The following is a 17,700-nucleotide window of genomic DNA, read 5'->3' as shown; positions in this document are numbered from 1 at the left end:
CCCGGTCACGGGCGGGGCAGGCCGGCGCGGGTGCGCCGAGTCCGGCGGTGCGGTCCTGCGTGACCGCGTCGGCGTGGCCGAGGGCCGCGCGGCGGGCCCCGGCGCGGTTCCGGCTTCTAACGGGCCGGGCCCGCACCGCTGAATCGCGGCTCCGACTAGCGGATCTAGCAGAGTTGTGGTCGTTCTGACGACCACAACTCTGCTAGATCCGAATCTGGGCGGCCGCGTTTGGCCGGTGCCGGGGAGACTGGCACACGGTCGCGGTGAGAGGAGGAGCGGATGGGCATGCTCGTGGAGTGCGACGGGGTCACGGTCTGGGATGCGGGAATGGTGTCGGCGAGGCTGTTCGCGGGCCAGGTGCGGCTGCTGGAAGACGTGTTCGGACTGGACAGCGGCATGATCGGACCGGACGCCGACTTCCTGTACGTCGACGCGCAGCGCTGGCGCGAGTTCGCACGAGCCCTGCTGGAGCAGCTCGCCAGGGTGGATTCGCAGGTGCCGCACGTCATGGTCGCGGGAATCGTGCAGCTTGTGCTCATCGTGGACGCGCGGGCGTCGGGGGTATGGCTCGACGTGCCGCCACGCTTCGTGCACCTACGACACGGGGCGGAGGGTCTGCAACACAGCATGGGGGGCGACCTGATCGCGATCGGCCATCACCCGTGCGCCCGCACAGCGCGGGGGTAGGCATCAGCGGCGGATGGACCATCACTCGCCGGACGATCGCCCGCCGGACCCCTCTGCGGGAGGACCTGTCGCAGGTCGTGACCAAACCCGTTAAGAAGGGCACCTTCTTATACGCGTAGCGATAAGAAGGTGCCCTTCCTTCGGCTTTAGGCGAGGTTGGCGGAGCGGGGGTAGGCGTCGTCGGGGTCGGTGATGACATTGACGAGGTAGGGGACGCCGGCAGAGAAGGCGCGGGACAGGGCGGCGGGGAGGTCGGCGGCCTTGGCGACGGTTTCGCCGCCGCCACCGAGGGCCTTGACGACCTCGTCGTAGCGCAGGCCGGGCTGGAGATCGGCGGCGACGTCGTAGCCGTACATGGCGCGCATGGGGTGCTTCTCCAGGCCCCAGATGCCGTTGTTGCCGACGACCATGACGACCGGCAGCTTCTGCCGGACCAGGGACTCGACGTCCATCAGGGAGAAACCGGCCGCGCCGTCGCCCATCAGGACGCAGATCTGGCGGTCGGGGTAGGTGACGCGAGCGCCCATGGCGTAGCCCATGCCGGTGCCGAGGCAGCCGTACGGGCCGGGGTCGAGCCAGCTGCCGGGGACGGAAGGCTCCAGGTAGCGCCCGGCGTACGAGACGAAGTCGCCGCCGTCGCCGATGGTGACCGCGTCGGCGGCCAGCACCTTGCGCAGCTCGCCGTAGACCCGGGCCGGTTTGATCAGCTCGGTATCGGCCTGCATCTCCAGCTCGTGCTTGGCGACCTGGGCCTGCTCGGCGGCACGCAGCACGGCCACCCAGTCCCCGTGGTCCACCCGCTCCCCCGCGTACGCCGCGAGGCCGGTCAGGATCGTGCGCAGGTCACCGGCGGGCGAGACGGCGACGGTGACGTGCCCGGCGCGCTGGCTCGGCGCGTCCACGATGTGCACGACCTGGGCGGCGCCGAAGTCGCCGAACCCGAGCCGGAAGTCGAGCGGGGTGCCCACGACGACGACCACGTCGGCCCCGTCCAGGGCCTTGCGACGGGACTTGGCGAAGGCCAGTGGGTGGCTCGGGGGCAGCGAGCCGCGGCCCATGCCGTTGGCGAAGACGGGCACGGTCAGCGCCTCGGCGGCGGCCCGCAGCGCCTCGGTCGCGTCCCCGCCGTACACGTCGGAACCGGCGATGAACACGGGGCGCTGTGCGGCGGCGATGAGGCGGGCGGCCTGCTCGACCAGGTCCGGGTCCGGCTCCAGGACGCCGACCTGCGGCGCGACAGCCTTGCCGTCGCCGGTGCTGAAGACGACCTCCAGCGGCAGGTCCAGGAAGGACGGCCCGCGGTGCGGGGTGAGCGCGTGCTCCAGCGCGGTGGTCACGGCCGCGGTGATGTCGTCGGTGGACGTGACGGTGGCGGCGTGTTTGGTGACCGGGGCGACGATCGGCAGGTGGTCGATCTCCTGCAGCGACCCGGAACCCCAGCGGAACTGCGGAGCACGGCCGCCGAGCACGAGCACCGGCGCGGCGTTGAAGAAGGCGCTGGTCAGGCCGGAGACCCCGTTGGTGACGCCGGGACCGGCGGTGAGCACCGCGACACCTGGGCGGCGCTGCAGTTTGGCGACCGCCTCGGCGGCGAACACGGCGGTCTGCTCGTGCCGCACGTCGTAGAGCGGGAAGCCGTCCTGGTGGGCCGCGTCGTACACCGGGAAGACGTGCCCCCCGGAGAGGGTGAACAGCTCGCGTACACCCGCGGCCCGCAAGGCGGCGAGCGCCAGCTGCCCGCCGTGGCCCGAAACAGCGCTGTCAGAGGTCTCAGCCATGACCGTGTCCCTTCGTGTGCCGGGAGCCTATCCAGCACGCGAGAAAATATGAAGAGGACTCACAAACTCGCGAACGTGCTCTCCCGGCGCGCCGCGGATGACCCGGCGGCGCGCCGGTGCAGGCCGACACCGGGTAGGGAACCCGGTCGCGGCGGTGTCAGCGGCCGATGAACTTCGGCTGGCGGCGCTCCACGAACGCGGTCATGCCCTCGCGCCGGTCCTCGGTGGCGAACAGCGCCGCGAACAGCTGCGACTCCCAGGCCAACCCGGCGGCCAGGTCGCGGTCCAGGCCGCCGTCGATGGCCAGCTTCGCCGCCTTCAGCGCCTGCGCGGGGCCGTTCACGTAACCGGCGACCAGCGCCTTGGCCTGGTCGTACACCATGTCGGCGGCGCACACCCGGTCGGCGAGCCCGATCTCCAGCGCCTCCTCGGCGTCGACCATACGACCGGAGAAGATGATGTCCTTGGCCTTGGCCGGGCCGACCAGGCGCGCCAGCCGCTGGGTGCCGCCCGCGCCGGGGATGATGCCCAGCTTGATCTCGGGCTGGCCGAGCTTGGCGTCGTCGGCGACGACCCGCCAGTCGCAGGCCAGGGCCAGTTCGCAACCGCCGCCGAGGGCGTACCCGGTGATCGCGGCGACGACCGGCTTCGGGATGCGGGCGACTGCGTCGAAGGCGCTGCTCAGCGCACCGGCGCGAGCGGACATGTCCACGTAAGACATGTCCGCCATCTCCTTGATGTCGGCGCCGGCCGCGAAGACCTTCGGTCCGCCGTAGACGACGACTGCGGCGATGCGGCTGTCCGTCGTCACGGCCTGGGCGGCGGCCCGCAGCTCCTCCTGGACCTGGACGTTCAGCGCGTTCATCGGCGGGCGTTCCAACCGGATGGTGCCGATGCCTGCGTCGACTTCCACGTTCACGAACTCGCCCACCGCTGCCTCCTCATCGAGTGCCGATAGGACGAGCTTAGGCGGTTTGCACGGATCGCCTACCGTGAGGGCCGGAGGCTGCGATGATCGTCTATTACCGCGATCCCGCGGTGGAAGTCACCTCCACCGCGATCCACATCCACGACCGCGTCTTCCGGCTCGAGGATCTGGAGTACGTCTGGCACCGCGAGATCACCGCGGATCCGCGGTCCGTGCGCCGGCTGGCCGGGCGCGGCGCGCTGAACGCCGGCGTCGTGGTCGGCGCGGTGCTGGCCCTGCTCGGGCTCATCTACCTGGTCGCCGCCACCGTCGGCGATCCGGGGGCGGCGGGGCGGGTGCTGGTGCCGCTGGCGGTCGTCGTGCTGCTGGTCGGCCTCGCCGGTCCCGCGCTGGAGTGGACGCTGCACCGCCTCGACCACAGCTACGACCAGGGCATCTCCATGCACGAGATCTGGGCGGTATGGCGCGGCCGCGAGCTGCTCCTGCTCCGCGTAGCCGACGAGTCCCGCTTCGGCCGCATCTACCGCTCCATCCAGCGCGCCCTCGAACAGCACCGCTAGCGCCCGCACCGCCGGCCCGTCCCGCGTCGGGGACGGCCCGGCCGCGGCGCGACGGTCAGGGACGCTCGACGATCTCCCGGCCGAGCGGCCACAACGCGGCGGGGACCAGCTTGAAGTTGGCGACGCCGAACGGGATGCCGATCAGCGTGATGCACAGCGCGATGCCGGTGACGATGTGCGTCAGCGCCAGCCACCAGCCCGCCACGATCAGCCAGACGACGTTCGCCAGCGTGGAGGCCAGCCCGGCGCTGGGCTTCTCCACGATGGTGTACCCGAACGGCCACAGCGCGTACCGGGCGATCCGGAACGAGGCCACGCCGAACGGGATGGTCACGATCAGGACGAAGCAGATGATGCCGGCCAGCCCGTACGCGATGGCCAGTAGGAAGCCGCTGCCGAAGATGAACCACAGGATGTTCAGGAGCGTGCGCATACCTACGATCGTGACCGGTCCGGGCAAGCCCGGTGCCGGTTCCGCCCAGACGCCGGTCAGCGGGCGCGGGCGGTGAACCGGCCGTCGACCGAGGTGACCTCCAGCGGCAGGCCGAAGGTCGCCGACAGGTTGCCCGACGTGATCGTCTCCGGGATTGGTCCGGCCGCGACGATGCCGCCCTCGCGCAGCAGCAGCGCGTGGGTGAAGCTCGGCGGGATCTCCTCGACGTGGTGCGTCACCAGCACCAGCGCCGGGGCGTCCGGGTCGGCCGCCAGCTCGGACAGCCGCGCCACCAGGTCTTCCCGGCCGCCCAGGTCCAGCCCCGCCGCGGGCTCGTCCAGCAGCAGCAGCTCCGGGTCGGTCATCAGGGCACGGGCGATCTGGGTGCGCTTGCGCTCGCCCTCCGACAGGGTGCCGTACTGGCGCTGCGCCAGCCCGGCCATGCCCCACTCCTCCAGCAGTTCGCCGGCGCGGGCCTCGTCCATCGGGTCGTACGACTCCTTGAACCGGCCCACCACCGACCAGGACGCGGTGACCACCACGTCGCGGACCAGCTCGCCCGGGGGCACCCGCTCGGCCAGCGCCGCCGTGGACAGGCCGATCCTGGTGCGCAGCTCGTGCATGTCGACGCGGCCGATGCGCTCGCCGAGCACGTACACGGCGCCCTTGGTCGGGTGCGCACGGCCGGCGGCCAGGTGCAGCAGCGTGGTCTTGCCCGCCCCGTTGGGGCCGAGCACCACCCAGCGCTCGTCCAGCTCCACCCGCCACGAGATGTCCCGCAGCAGGTGCTTGCCCTCGCGGACGACGTCGACGCCTTCGGCGGCGATCACGAGATCGGGGTCGTCCGGGGCTACGGCCCGGTTGACCTCGTGGACGGTCTGAGCGACGCGGTGCAGTCCTGACACAGCCGATATCCAATCACGGCCGCCCCCGCCGGGGTGCAGACCTGCCAGCCAGATCACAGTCCGGCCGACACCGGGACCCCACGAGCGCCGCCGGATCACATACGGTGAGGCGGCACACAGACCGATGGGGGAGGCGCTGTGACCGCCGTGATCGAGATCAGCGGATTGTGCAAGACGTTCCACAGCCTGTGGCGCGAGGAGAAGACCGCACTCGACGGCTTCGACATGTACGTCGAGAAGGGTCAGGTCCACGGCTTCCTCGGGCCCAACGGCTCGGGCAAGACCACCACGCTGCGTACGCTGCTCGGCCTGCTGCGGCCCGACGAGGGCGTGATGCGCATCCTCGACACGCCCAGCGCCGACTTCGGCAGCGTGGCGCACCGGGTCGGCGCGATCGTGGAGAGCCCGGCGTTCTTCACCCCGTTCAGCGGCCGCAAGACCCTCCAACTGCTGGCCACCGCGGGCGGGCTGCCCCGCGGCCGGGTCGACGAGGTGCTGACCACCGTCGGGCTGCGCGACCGCGCCGACGAGCCGGTCAAGGTGTACTCCCTCGGCATGCGCCAGCGGCTCGCCGTCGCTTCCGCCCTGCTCAAGCGGCCCGAGCTGCTCATCCTCGACGAGCCGGCGAACGGGCTGGACCCGTCCGGCATCCACGCCATGCGCACCCTGATGAGCGACCTGGCCGAGCAGGGCGTGACCGTGCTGCTCTCCAGCCACCTGCTGTCCGAGATCGAGCAGGTCTGCGACTCGGTGACCATCATCGACCGGGGCCGCCGGGTCGCACACGGGCCCGTGTCCGTCGTGCTGGCCGGTCACGACACCGGCGAGCACCTGGTCCGGGTAGCCGACCCCGAGCAGGCCGCGCAGTTGCTGCGGGCCGCGGGCGCGACGGTGCGGTCCGCCGACGGCGTGCTGTTCGTCGGCGGCGTCAGCGGCCCGGCCGCGATCAGCGAGACGCTCGGCCGGGCCGGCCTCTGGGTGACCGAACTGACGCCGCTCACCCCCGACCTGGAGAGCGTCTTCCTGGACCTCACCGGCACCCGGCCCGCCGCCGACGCGCCCCCGCAGATCGCCGTGCCGACCCGCCGCCGCCCACCCGCCGACAACTTCATCGACCTCGACGTACGCAGCGGGGAGAACGCATGAGCGAGCGCAGCGAGCGAATCAGCAGGCTCGGGCGACATGCCGCCGACGAGCGCAGCGAGGAGAAGGCATGAATCTGGTACGTGCCGAGATCAGCCGGCTGCTGTCGCGGCGGTTCACCCACATCATGGTGCTCGGCCTGCTCGCCGTCTTCGGGGTCACCGCGGCGACCACGCTGGCCAACTCCACCCGGCCCGACGCCGGCGTCTGGGCCGACGCCCAGCGGACCGCCTCGGAGCAGCGTGAGAGCCTCGCCCGGTTCAAGGCGAACTGCGAGGAGAAGTTCCTCGTCGACAAGGAGGCGGCGGAGGCGGCCTTCCCCGGCGGCTGCGGCGCCGTGGGTGACTCCGCCGAGATCCAGGCCGCGCGCTACCTCGAGGACGCGTTCGTGTTCGAGCAGGAGATCAGGGGTCTGACCGTCTTCCTGGCGGTGTATCTCAGCTTCTTCGCCTTCGTGATCGCCGCGTCGTTCATCGGGGCCGAGATGAGCAGCGGCGGGATCACCAACCTGCTGCTGTGGCGGCCGCAGCGCTCCGCGATCCTCGGGGCCAAGCTCACCGCGCTGACCGGTTGTGTCGCGTTGTTCTCCGCCCTGTTCACCGTGCTCTACGTCGGCACGTTCTACCTGATCGCCTACACCTCGGGCTGGACCGGCCAACCCGGCGTGGCTTTCTGGACCGACCTCGCCGGGCTGGGCGGGCGTGCCATCGCGCTGTCGACCGCCGCCGCCGCCAGCGCGTTCGCGCTGGCCACGCTGGCCCGCCACACGGCGGCGGCGCTGGGCATCGCGGTCGGCTACTTCCTGATCTGGGAGGCGGGCGCGCGCATCGTCTTCGAGATCGGCGGCATGCTGCCGTACGACCCGTACTTCCTGTCCAGCTATCTGTCCGCGTTCGTCGCCGGCGACCTGACCTACTGGCACGGCCTCGACGGCACGGGCGACCTGGTGATCACCCGGCTGAGCGGCGGCATGGTGGTGGCGGGCCTCACCGCCGTCCTGATCGCCGCCGCGTTCGCCAACTTCCGCCGCCGGGACCTGACCTGATCAGTCGACGGTGGAGCCGAAGACCTCGTCGCGGACCGCGTCGAGGGCGGTGAGCAGCGCGCCCTGCAGCACGGGCTCGTCGGCGACCCCGGTCACCACGACCCGCGGGGCCACCGGGCTGATCGCGGCGACCTCGTGCTGCACGCGCTCGGCCAGCGGGGTGCCGCCGGCCGCGCCGACCTCGCCGGCCAGCACCACCAGCGGCGGGTCGAGCACGATGCAGGAGGCCGCCACACCCAGCGCGAGCCGCCGGGCGACCTCGTCGAGCACGGGGCCGCCCTTGGTGCCCGCCGCGATCGCGGCCTTGACCGCCTCGGCCGCGGTGCCGGTCCGGAAGCCGTGCTCGCGGGCCACCTGACGGACCGCGTCCGCCCCGGCGACCTGCTGGAACGCGCCCTTGCCGCGCCGGCTGACCTCGCGCGGGATGTCCGCGCCGGGCACCGGCAGGTAGCCGATCTCACCGGCCGCCCCGGCGGTGCCGCGGTGCAGCCGGCCGCCGAGCATGACGGCCAGGCCGACGCCCTGGCCGATCCAGACCAGCAGGAAGTCGCCCACCTCGCGGGCCGCGCCGGTGTGGGCCTCGGCGACGGCGGCGAGGTTCACGTCGTTCTCGAACACGATGGTGGTGTGCAGGTCGTCGCGCAGGGCCGCGGCGAGGCCGCGCTGCCAGCGGGGCAGGTTGAAGGCGAAGACGATGTCGCCGGTGTTCGGGTCGACCAGGCCCGGGGTGCCCAGCACGATGCGGCGTACGTCGCCGAGCGAGGCGCCGGCCTGCTCTGCCGCCTGCACGACGGCGTTGTGCACCAGCCGGACCGGGTCCTCGCCGCCACCGTTGGCGTCGGGCTTGGTGGAGACCTCGACCCGGCCCACCACAGCGCCGGTGATGTCGGCACAGGCGGCCACCACGTGCTCGTCGCCCACCTCGACGCCCACCACGTACGCGCTGTTCGGCGCGACGTTGTAGAGCTGCGCGTTGGGGCCGCGGCCGCCCGCCTGCTCGCCGACCCGGCGCACCAGGCCGCGCTCCTCCAGCCGCTCGACCAGCTGCGAGGCGGTGACCTTGGACAGGCCGGTCAGCTCGCCGAGCTGGGATCGGGTCAGCGGGCCCCGGGCCAGCAGCAGCTCGAGGGCGGCCCGGTCGTTGAGCGCGCGGAGCAGCCGGGGGGTGCCGGGCTGGGAAACTGCGGCCATGGTGCGTCATCCTAGAGTCGACATGCGGCAGCACCGGATGTCGGCGCGCGCTGGCTTTTAGTAAAGTTTCTTATTAGATTGGGTTACCTTAACCGGTACGGCCGTAGCCTACGGCCTACGAGCACAAAACCACTATGGATGGCAAGACCCGACACTCTGGCCGAAGGGCCCACCACCACGTCGGGTCGAAGCGGAGGACACCGTGACCACTGATCCAGGTCTGCGCCGGCTGGCACTGCGCACCATGCTGGCCGCGTTCCAGGGCCACACCGCCCCCGAGTGGGCCACCGGCCTGCTCGGCGAGGGCCTGGCCGGCTACACGCTGTTCGGGTTCAACGTGGCCGAGCCGGTGCAGCTCGCCCGGCTGACCGCACAGCTGCGGGCCGCGCGCCGCGACACCCTCATCGCCATCGACGAGGAGGGCGGCGACGTCACCCGGCTGGCCCACCGCACCGGCAGCCCGTACCCGGGCAACGCGGCGCTGGGCGCGATCGGCGACCTCGACCTCACCCGCCGCGTGTACCACTCCATCGGGCGGGAGCTGGCCGACGTCGGCATCAACCTGAACCTCGCCCCGACCGTCGACGTCAACACCGCCACCGACAACCCGGTCATCGGCACCCGGTCGTTCGGCGCGGACCCGGTCCGGGTCGCCGCGCACGCCGCCGCGGCCGTGGTCGGTCTCCAGCAGGCCGGCGTGGCCGCCTGCGCCAAGCACTTCCCCGGGCACGGCGCGACCATCGCCGACTCGCACCTGGAACTGCCGACCGTCGACGTGACCCCGCAACTGCTGCGCGACCGCGAGCTGCCCCCGTTCGCCGCCGTCATCGCGGCGGGCACCAAGGCGATCATGACGGCGCACATCCGGGTGCCCGCGATCACCGGCGACGAACCGGCCACGTTCAGCGAGAAGCTGCTGGTCGACGTGCTGCGCCGGGAGTACGGCTTCACCGGCACCGTGGTCACCGACGCCCTGGAGATGCAGGGCGCGGCCCGTGCCGCGGGCGGCATCGGCCCGGCAGCGGTCCGGGCGCTGGCGGCCGGGGCCGACCTGCTGTGCCTCGGCGCGGACATCGACCTGGAGATCACCGAGCACGTCGCCTCGGCCATCGCCGGTGCGATCGCCGACGGCACGCTGCCCGTCGCGCGGGTCGAGCAGGCCGTCGCGCGCAACCAGGCGCTGGCCGCATGGACGCACGGGATCGAGGAGATCGAGCTCAGCCCGCGGCTGGGCTACGACGCCGCGCGGCGTGCGGTGAGTGTCGAGGGCAGCCTGACCGGGTTCGAGCAGCCGTTCGTCGTACAGCTGCGGGCCGGGCACACCATCGCCGAGGGCGCCGTGCCGTGGGGCCTGTCGCCGCACCTCGACGGCACCCCGCAGCTGGCCGTGGCCGCCGACGAGACCAGCGCCGGCGCGCTCATCGACGCCGCCGCGGGACGGCCCATCGTGCTCGTCGGCCGGCACACCCACCGCAACCCCGCCGCCCGGTCCCTGGCCGAGCAGCTCGCGGCGGTGCACCCGCTCGCCGTGGTGGAGATGGGCTGGCCCGCCGGCTGGCGGCCCAGCGGCGTGAAGGCCTTCGTCACCACGTACGGCGCGAGCCACGCCAACGGCCGCGCGGCCGCCGAGATCCTGGGCCTCGCCTCGTAACCGTCGTCACTCCGACCCGGACTGGACCGGCCCCGAAGCCCTGACCCGCGCCAAAAAATTCCTCACCTGCCCCGTCCCGCCACAAGCAAAGATCGCGACGATCTTGCGCGAACTGCTGGGGATACGCCCGAATGGAGCGTGTCATCCCCACAGTCCAAGCAAGATCGTCGCGATCTTGGGTGGAGGGCGGGTGGGTCAGGCGGCGGCGGTGCGGACCAGGGTGCGGATTTGGCGGAGCAGGACCGACAGGGGGGCCAGGTCGGCCTTGATGCCTTCCAGTTCGCCGATGGATTTGCGGGCTTGGGCGATGGTGGTGGCGTTGCGCTGTTCCCACTGGGTGACGCGGTCCTGGGGGGCGCCGGTCGGGGAGGCGGCCAGGACCTCGCCGGTGAGGGCGGCCAGGGCGGCGTAGAGGTCGTAGCGCAGGGCCATGCGGGCCAGGGTCTGCCAGCGGTCGTCGCGGGGGAGCTGGGAGATCTTGGTGAGGAGGTCGTCGACGCGGAAGCGCTCGGACAGGACGAAGTAGACGCCGGCCACCTCGTCGAGGTCGCGGCCGGTCGCGGAGGCGACCTCGACGACGTCGAGCAGGGCGAAGCTGTACAGGGTGCGGGCACCCCATTCGGCCAGGTCCTGCGGGGCGCCCAGGGCGACCAGCTCGGCCTCGTGTTCGGCGATGCCCTCGCGCTCCGCGCCCAGGAACATCTCCTTCATGCGCGGGGCCAGCGCGGACACGCCGGGCTTGAGCTTGGCGATCTCGCCGGGCACGTCCAGGGGTGAGCGGCGGTTCTGGATGAGCCAGCGGACCGCGCGGTCCATGAGGCGGCGGGCCTTGAGGTAGACCGCGGTCTGCGCGGCGGTCGGCACCCGGTTGTCGGTGGCCTCGACGGCCGCCCACAGCGCGGGCAGTTCGAAGACCTCCCAGACGATCTCGAAGGCCCGGAGCACGTCCGCGGCGGACGCGCCGGTCTCCTCGACCGTACGGTGCACGAACGTGATGCCGCCCCGGTTGACGGTCTCGTTGACCAGCACCGTGGTGACGATCTCGCGGCGCAGCCGGTGCTCGGCCATCTGCTGGGTCATGCCGTGCAGCGGCGTCGGGAAGTAGTCGGCCATGGTCTGCGCGGTCCACGCGTCGTCGGGGAGATCGGAGTGCACGATCTCCTCCTCCAGCGCGATCTTCACGTACGCCATGAGCACGGCGAACTCGGGCGTGGACAGGCCCTCGCCGTTCTCCGAGCGGGCCACCAGCTCCTCATCGGTGGGCAGGCCTTCCAGGGCCCGGTCCAGCCGACCGGAGCGCTCCAGCTCGGTGAGCAGGCGGCGGTGCACAGGCAGCAGCGACAGGGTCTGCGCGCGGGCGTTGCCCAGCGCCGTGGCCTGGCCGTAGTTGTCCTTCAGCACCAGCGCGGCGACCTCGTCGGTCATCGAGGCCAGCAGCTCGTTGCGGGCGTCGCGGCTCAGTTCGGTGTCCGCGCCCAGCAGGATCTTGATGTTGACCTCGTGGTCGGAGCAGTCCACCCCGGCGGTGTTGTCGATGAAGTCGGTGAAGATCCGGCCGCCCGCGCCCTGCGCGCCCCTGCGGGCGTACTCGATGCGCCCGGCCTGGGTCAGGCCCAGGTTGCCGCCCTCGCCGACGACCCGGCAGCGCAGGTGGCCGCCGTTGACCCGGATCGCGTCGTTGGCCTTGTCGCCCACCTCGGCGTGCGACTCGGTCGTCGCCTTGACGTAGGTGCCGATGCCGCCGTTCCAGAGCAGGTCCACCGGGGCCAGCAGGATCGCCTTCATCAGCTCGGCCGGGCTCATCGCGGTGACCGTGTCGGCCAGCCCGAGCGCGGCCCGCACCTGCGGCGTGATCGGGATGGACTTCGCCGTGCGGGGGTGCACACCGCCGCCCTCGGAGATCAGCGCCGGATCGTAGTCGGCCCACGAGCTGCGCGGCAGCGCGAACATACGGGCCCGCTCGGCGAACGACGCGGCCGCGTCCGGGTTCGGGTCGAGGAAGATGTGCCGGTGGTCGAACGCGGCGACCAGGCGGATGTGCTCGGACAGCAGCATGCCGTTGCCGAACACGTCGCCGGACATGTCACCCACGCCGACCACGGTGAAGTCCTCGGTCTGGGTGTCCTGGCCCAGGTCACGGAAGTGCCGCTTGACCGACTCCCACGCGCCCCGGGCGGTGATGCCCATGCCCTTGTGGTCGTAGCCGGCCGAGCCGCCCGAGGCGAACGCGTCGCCGAGCCAGAACCCGTACGAGGCGGAGATCTCGTTGGCGATGTCGGAGAACGTCGCCGTGCCCTTGTCCGCGGCCACGACCAGGTAGGGGTCGTCGCCGTCGTGGCGGACCACGTCGGCCGGCGGCACGATCTTGCCGGCGTCGAGGTTGTCGGTGATGTCGAGCAGCGCCGAGATGAAGCGCTTGTAGCAGGCCACGCCCTCGGCCTGCAGGGCGTCGCGGTCACCGCCGACGGGGGCCTGCTTGAGCACGAAGCCGCCCTTGGCCCCGACCGGCACGATCACCGCGTTCTTGACCATCTGCGCCTTGACCAGGCCCAGCACCTCGGTGCGGAAGTCGTCGCGGCGGTCCGACCAGCGCAGGCCGCCTCGGGCCACCGCGCCGAAGCGCAGGTGCACGCCCTCGAAGCGGGGCGAGTACACGAAGATCTCGAACTTGGGCCGCGGCGCGGGCAGGTCCGGGATCGCCTGCGGGTCCAGCTTGAACGCGATGTACGACTTGGGCCGCCCGTCGGCCGCCTTCTGGAAGAAGGAGGTGCGCAGCGTGGCCTGCATCAGCGTCAGGAAGTTGCGCAGGATGCGGTCCTGGTCCAGGCTCGCCACCGTCTCCAGCTGGCGGCCGATCGCCGAGATCAGCTCCTTGGCCTGGCTGCCGCGCTCGGTGTCGCTCAGCTGCAGGTTCGGGTTGAACCGGGTCTCGAACAGGGCCACCAGCATCGCCGCGATCTGCGGGTACGCCGTGAAGGTCGCCTCCATCGACTCCTGCGCGAACACCGTGCCGGCCTGGCGCAGGTACTTGGCGTACGCCCGCAGCACCACGGCCTGCCGCCAGGTCAGACCCGCGCGCAGCACCAGCTCGTTGAAGCCGTCGACCTCGGCCTCACCCCGCCACGCGGCGGCGAAGGCGTTCTCCACGTGCGCGCGCACCTCGGCCAGGTCGCGCGCCCCGGAGGGCAGCTGCAGGCCGAAGTCGTACACGAACACGGTCGCGTCGTCGCGGCGCACCTCGTACGGCCGCTCGTCGGTGACCCGCACACCCAGCGAGTGCAGCACCGGCAGCACCGCCGAGAGCAGCATCGGCTCGCCGTGCCGGTACACCTTGAACCGCACGTCGTTGCCGGGGGAGGTGGCCTCGACCATGCTGCCCGAGCCGGCCGTGTAACGCCGCCGGAACAGGTGCATCTCCAGCTGGCCGGGCTCGTCCAGCAGCTCCAGCTTGGCCAGGTCCTGCGCGCCCTCGTGGGGCAGGTGCCCGTCCTTGTAGGTCTCCGGCAGCGCGTCGACGTACCGGGTGGCCAGCAGTTTGGCCTGCTCGTCGCCGACCTTGCGCTCCAGCACCAGCCGGAAGTCGTCGTCCCAGTTGCGGGTGGCGTCGCCGAGCATCTCGGCCAGCGCGTCGACGTCGACGTCGCCGGGCGGGTCGTTCGGGTCGGTGCGCACGATGAAGTGGATGCGGGCCAGGTTCGACTCGCTGACCCGGGTCGTGTAGTCGACGCCGACGCCGTTCAGCTCGCGCAGCAGGATGTCCTGCATGGCCAGCCGGTGCGCGGTGGTGAACCGGTCGCGCGGCAGGTAGACCAGGGCCGAGATGAACCGGCCGTAGCCGTCGCGGCGCAGGAACAGCCGCAACTGGCGGCGTCCGGCCATGCGCAGCACCCCGGTCACGGCCTGGTACAGGTCGTCGGTGCTGATCTGGAACAGCTCGTCGCGCGGGTAGGTCTCCAGGATCTCCAGCAGGTCCTTGCCGGAGTGGCTGCGGGCGGACAGGCCGGAGCGGTCCAGCACGTTGTCCACCTTGCGGCGGATCACCGGCAGGTCCCGCACGCTGGTGCGGTACGCCGCCGACGAGAACAGGCCCAGGAAGCGCCGCTCGCCGCAGACGTTGCCGTCGGCGTCGAACATCTTGAAGCCGATGTAGTCCAGGTAGGCCGAGCGGTGCACGGTGGACCGCGAGTTCGCCTTGGTGATCACCAGCAGGCGCTTCTCCAGCGCCTTGTGCTGCGCCTCCGGCGTCATCGACTCCAGCGTGCGGGTCGTGGAGGACGACTCGTCCCGCAGGATGCCCAGCCCGCTGCCGGGCACGGCGCGCATCAGGTCGGTCTCGCTGCCGGGCGCGCCGGGCACGTGGACCAGCTCGTACTCGCGGTAGCCGAGGAAGGTGAAGTGGTGGTCGGCCAGCCAGCGCAGCAGCTCCACCGAGTCGGTGATGTCGCGGTCCGGGACCGGCAGCTCGGCGCCGGAGATCTCGTCGGCCAGCGCCAGCGCCTGGGCCCGCATCCGCGGCCAGTCCTCGACCGCCCGGCGCACGTCCCCCAGCACCCGCTCCAGGTCGGCCTGCAGGTGCTCCAGCTCCGCCTCGTCGCGGATGGCGCCGACCTCGATCCGCATCCAGCTCTCGACCAGGTCGCCGGCGATGGCGTCGTCCGGCTCGACCTCGGCGCAGACCTCGGTCAGCCGGCCCTGCTCGTCACGGCGCACCACCATCACCGGGTGCACCAGCAGTTGCACGTCCTTGCGCGCGGACAGCGCCGCGGTGACCGAGTCGACCAGGAACGGCATGTCGTCGGTGACGATCTCCACGACGGTGTGGCGCGGTTCGGCCGACAGGGACAGGCGCAGCTTCAGCTCGCCCGGCATCCGTGACGCCGCCAGCTCGCGGTGGGCCCGGGCGGCCTCCAGCAGGCGGGCGGGAGTCAGGTCGACGAGTTCCTCGTCGGGGGCGAAGCGCCAGTACCGCTGGACCAGCTGGGCCTCGGCCAGCCGGTCGTCGGCCAGGCTCGGGGTGTCCGGGTTGCCCCCGGCGGCCAGCGCGACCGCGGCCGCGATCAGGCGCTCGCCGTTGGGCAGGGGCTCGTCGAGATCGCCGTCATCCAGGTCGTCCGGATGCGCCTGCGGCATGCCCTCGTTCCGGATGGTGTCACCGCTCGCACCGGCTTCGACCTCGGCAGAAGCGCTGCCGCCGCCGATTCGGCCGCCAGACTCCATGAAAAGCACTCCCCTTCGCCCACCACGCTGTGGGTCGTTGGTGGGACGGGCCGTTGCAGGGGCCGTCCCGTCGTCAACCCCAGCCTAGCCAGCACCCCCGGCCAGGCCCGCGTTCGGGGGCCGCCGACATTCGCGTCCACAAGTCCGGTGCCGGACAGCGGTGGTGCCACACGACCCAGGTCCTTACGGCAGAATGCCCGCATGGCCCTGCGCTCGAAGGTACGCCGTCCCAAGATTGTCCTCTCCCTGGTGGCGATGTCGCTGCTGTTCCCCGCACTTGCCGCCTGCTCGAAGGACGACGGCCCCGAGCCCATGCTCGACGCGTTCCTGGCCGGCTGGCGCTCGGGGACCTTCGACAAGGTCACCTTCGTCAGCCCGACCGGTCAGGGCGTCGCCGCCGACACGGTCAAGACCGAGTTGCGGGCCCTGGAGGGCGTCTTCCGCGACACTCCCCCGACGCTGACCAAGCAGACCCCCGCGGTGAGCGAGGGCCTGGCGACCACCCAGATCAAGGTCGCCCAGCCGCTGCCGGACAAGACCACCTGGGAGTACACCACCACGGTGCGGATGACCAAGGCCAAGGACACCTGGCAGGTCGTCTGGGAGCCGTCGATCGTGCACGAGAAGCTGACCAAGGGCGACGAGCTGGCGGTGCGCCGCCTCGCCCCGACCCGGGCCGGCGTCTTCGACGGCAAGGGCGAGGAGATCGTCAAGCCGCGGCCGGTCGTCGTCATCGGCGTCGAGCCGCGGAAGGTCACCGACATCGACGCGCTGGTCAAGGACCTGACCCCGATCTTCGCGTCCGGGGCGTACGACGTCAGCGCGGACGACCTGGCCAAACTGCCCGCCCGGGTGAAGGACGCCAAGCCGGACGCCCTGGTCGAGATCGTGACGCTGCGCCGTGAGGTCTACGAGCCGATCCGCGACCGCCTGCGCGCCCTCATGGACAAGGGGGTCGCGTTCCGCGAGGAGGACCGGCTGCTCTCGCCGACCCGCACCTTCGCGCGGGCGCTGCTCGGCACGGTCGGGCCCGTCACCAAGGAGATCATGGACAGCAAGCCCGGCGCCTACCAGGTGGGCGACCAGGCGGGCCTCGGCGGCATCCAGCGCACCTACGACGACCGGCTGCGCGGCGTCGCGGGCCAGAGCGTGGTCTCCAGCCGCAAGGCCTCCGACGGCACCGTCCAGGACACCGTCCTCTACCAGGTCGAGGACAAGGACGGGCAGAAGCTCCAACTCGCGATCGACACGAAGACCCAGATCGCGGCGGAGAAGGCACTCGCCACGGTCAAGCAGCGCAGCGCCATGGTGGCGATCCGGATCAGCGACGGGCAGCTCGTCGCGGTGGCCAACAGCGGCCCGGACAACCTCGCCTTCACCGCGCAGGTGCCGCCGGGCTCGACCTTCAAGGCCGTTTCGGCGTACGGGCTGCTCGACGCGGGCAAGGTGACGGCCAACCAGATCGTGCCGTGCCCGAAGTTCTTCACCGTCGAGGGCCGCCAGTTCAAGAACTCGAACTTCCTGGAGCTGGGCAACGTCGCGTTCCACACGGACTTCGCCAAGTCCTGCAACACCGCGTTCGCCTCGCTGGCCCCGCAACTGGGGCCGGACGGCCTGGTCAACGCCGGCATGGCGCTCGGCCTCGGCCAGACCTGGGACCTGGGCGTTCCTGCCTTCACCGGCCGCGTCTCCGCCGGCGGCAGCGCCACCGAACTGGCCGCGGCCACGTTCGGGCAGGGCCAGACCATCGTCAGCCCGGTCGCCATGGCCGGCGCCGCCGCCGCGATCGCCCGCGGCCAGTGGAAGCAGCCGGTCCTCCTGCTCGACCCGGCCGCCGCCAAGCCCGCCGCCGACGGCCCCGCCCTCAAGCCGACCACCCTCGACCCCCTGCGCGCCATGATGCGCGAGGTGGTCACGGCAGGCACCGCCACCGCCCTCAAGGACACCCCCGGCGGCGCCGTCTACGGCAAGACCGGCACCGCCGAGTACGACAACAACCCCGCGCACACCCACGCCTGGTTCATCGGCTGGCAGGGCGACATCGCCTTCGCCGTCTTCGTCGAGAACGGCATCAAACCCAGCGAAACCGCCGTCCCCGTCACCGAGTCCTTCCTCCGCAACCTCCGCTGACCACGACCCCGACGATCTTGCGCGAACGGCGG

12 protein-coding genes are annotated in these 17,700 nt (G+C 71.8%); 6 read left to right on the top strand and 6 right to left on the bottom strand.

What is annotated here, in order from left to right; translation table 11 throughout:
• Positions 1-279: 279 nt before the first annotated feature.
• Positions 280-687: a DUF6086 family protein gene (locus tag ACFQO7_RS18520; RefSeq protein ID WP_376807513.1), complete on the top strand. Its 408-nt coding sequence runs from the start codon at positions 280-282 to the stop codon at positions 685-687.
• A 146-nt stretch (positions 688-833) separates the two neighbouring features.
• On the opposite strand, the gene ACFQO7_RS18515 is transcribed toward ACFQO7_RS18520, so the two are convergent.
• Together ACFQO7_RS18515 and ACFQO7_RS18510 are read right to left on the bottom strand one after the other, a co-directional pair.
• Complete coding sequence (locus ACFQO7_RS18515) at positions 834-2,465, bottom strand: acetolactate synthase (protein ID WP_376807512.1); 1,632 nt, start codon at positions 2,463-2,465, stop codon at positions 834-836.
• A 157-nt stretch (positions 2,466-2,622) separates the two neighbouring features.
• Positions 2,623-3,396 carry an enoyl-CoA hydratase-related protein gene (locus tag ACFQO7_RS18510; protein WP_203693619.1) on the bottom strand — a complete coding sequence of 258 codons (774 nt, stop codon included), beginning with the start codon at positions 3,394-3,396 and terminating at the stop codon, positions 2,623-2,625.
• An 80-nt stretch (positions 3,397-3,476) separates the two neighbouring features.
• Here ACFQO7_RS18510 and ACFQO7_RS18505 point away from each other — a divergent pair, with 80 nt between their 5' ends.
• Positions 3,477-3,953, top strand: coding sequence for a DUF6232 family protein (locus ACFQO7_RS18505; RefSeq protein ID WP_376807511.1), 477 nt, complete (start codon positions 3,477-3,479; stop codon positions 3,951-3,953).
• 55 nt (positions 3,954-4,008) lie between these two features.
• Here ACFQO7_RS18505 and ACFQO7_RS18500 read toward each other — a convergent pair whose 3' ends face one another.
• Complete coding sequence (locus tag ACFQO7_RS18500; RefSeq protein ID WP_376807510.1) at positions 4,009-4,386, bottom strand: YccF domain-containing protein; 378 nt, start codon at positions 4,384-4,386, stop codon at positions 4,009-4,011.
• A 56-nt stretch (positions 4,387-4,442) separates the two neighbouring features.
• Positions 4,443-5,387, bottom strand: coding sequence for an ABC transporter ATP-binding protein (locus tag ACFQO7_RS18495; protein ID WP_376807578.1), 945 nt, complete (start codon positions 5,385-5,387; stop codon positions 4,443-4,445).
• Positions 5,388-5,429: 42 nt separating this feature from the next.
• Between ACFQO7_RS18495 and ACFQO7_RS18490 the strand changes: the two genes are divergently transcribed.
• Together ACFQO7_RS18490 and ACFQO7_RS18485 are read left to right on the top strand one after the other, a co-directional pair.
• Positions 5,430-6,437, top strand: coding sequence for an ATP-binding cassette domain-containing protein (locus tag ACFQO7_RS18490; RefSeq protein WP_376807509.1), 1,008 nt, complete (start codon positions 5,430-5,432; stop codon positions 6,435-6,437).
• A 67-nt stretch (positions 6,438-6,504) separates the two neighbouring features.
• Positions 6,505-7,479, top strand: coding sequence for an ABC transporter permease subunit (locus ACFQO7_RS18485; protein ID WP_376807508.1), 975 nt, complete (start codon positions 6,505-6,507; stop codon positions 7,477-7,479).
• Here the strand turns inward: ACFQO7_RS18485 and ACFQO7_RS18480 are convergent, their stop codons facing one another.
• Positions 7,480-8,670 carry an ROK family transcriptional regulator gene (locus ACFQO7_RS18480; RefSeq protein ID WP_376807507.1) on the bottom strand — a complete coding sequence of 397 codons (1,191 nt, stop codon included), beginning with the start codon at positions 8,668-8,670 and terminating at the stop codon, positions 7,480-7,482.
• A gap of 202 nt (positions 8,671-8,872) precedes the next feature.
• Between ACFQO7_RS18480 and ACFQO7_RS18475 the strand changes: the two genes are divergently transcribed.
• On the top strand, positions 8,873-10,321 hold the full coding sequence (locus ACFQO7_RS18475; protein WP_376807506.1) for a glycoside hydrolase family 3 protein: 1,449 nt from the start codon (positions 8,873-8,875) through the stop codon (positions 10,319-10,321).
• Between the two features lie 195 nt (positions 10,322-10,516).
• Here the strand turns inward: ACFQO7_RS18475 and ACFQO7_RS18470 are convergent, their stop codons facing one another.
• Positions 10,517-15,538, bottom strand: coding sequence for an NAD-glutamate dehydrogenase (locus ACFQO7_RS18470; protein WP_376807505.1), 5,022 nt, complete (start codon positions 15,536-15,538; stop codon positions 10,517-10,519).
• Positions 15,539-15,739: 201 nt separating this feature from the next.
• Between ACFQO7_RS18470 and ACFQO7_RS18465 the strand changes: the two genes are divergently transcribed.
• Positions 15,740-17,668, top strand: coding sequence for a penicillin-binding transpeptidase domain-containing protein (locus ACFQO7_RS18465; RefSeq protein ID WP_376807504.1), 1,929 nt, complete (start codon positions 15,740-15,742; stop codon positions 17,666-17,668).
• Positions 17,669-17,700: the final 32 nt, after the last annotated feature.

This window comes from Catellatospora aurea (assembly GCF_042663325.1).
In the GTDB taxonomy this organism is placed as follows: Bacteria; Actinomycetota; Actinomycetes; order Mycobacteriales; family Micromonosporaceae; genus Catellatospora; species Catellatospora aurea.
This window is presented reverse-complemented; position numbering and strand designations above follow the sequence as displayed.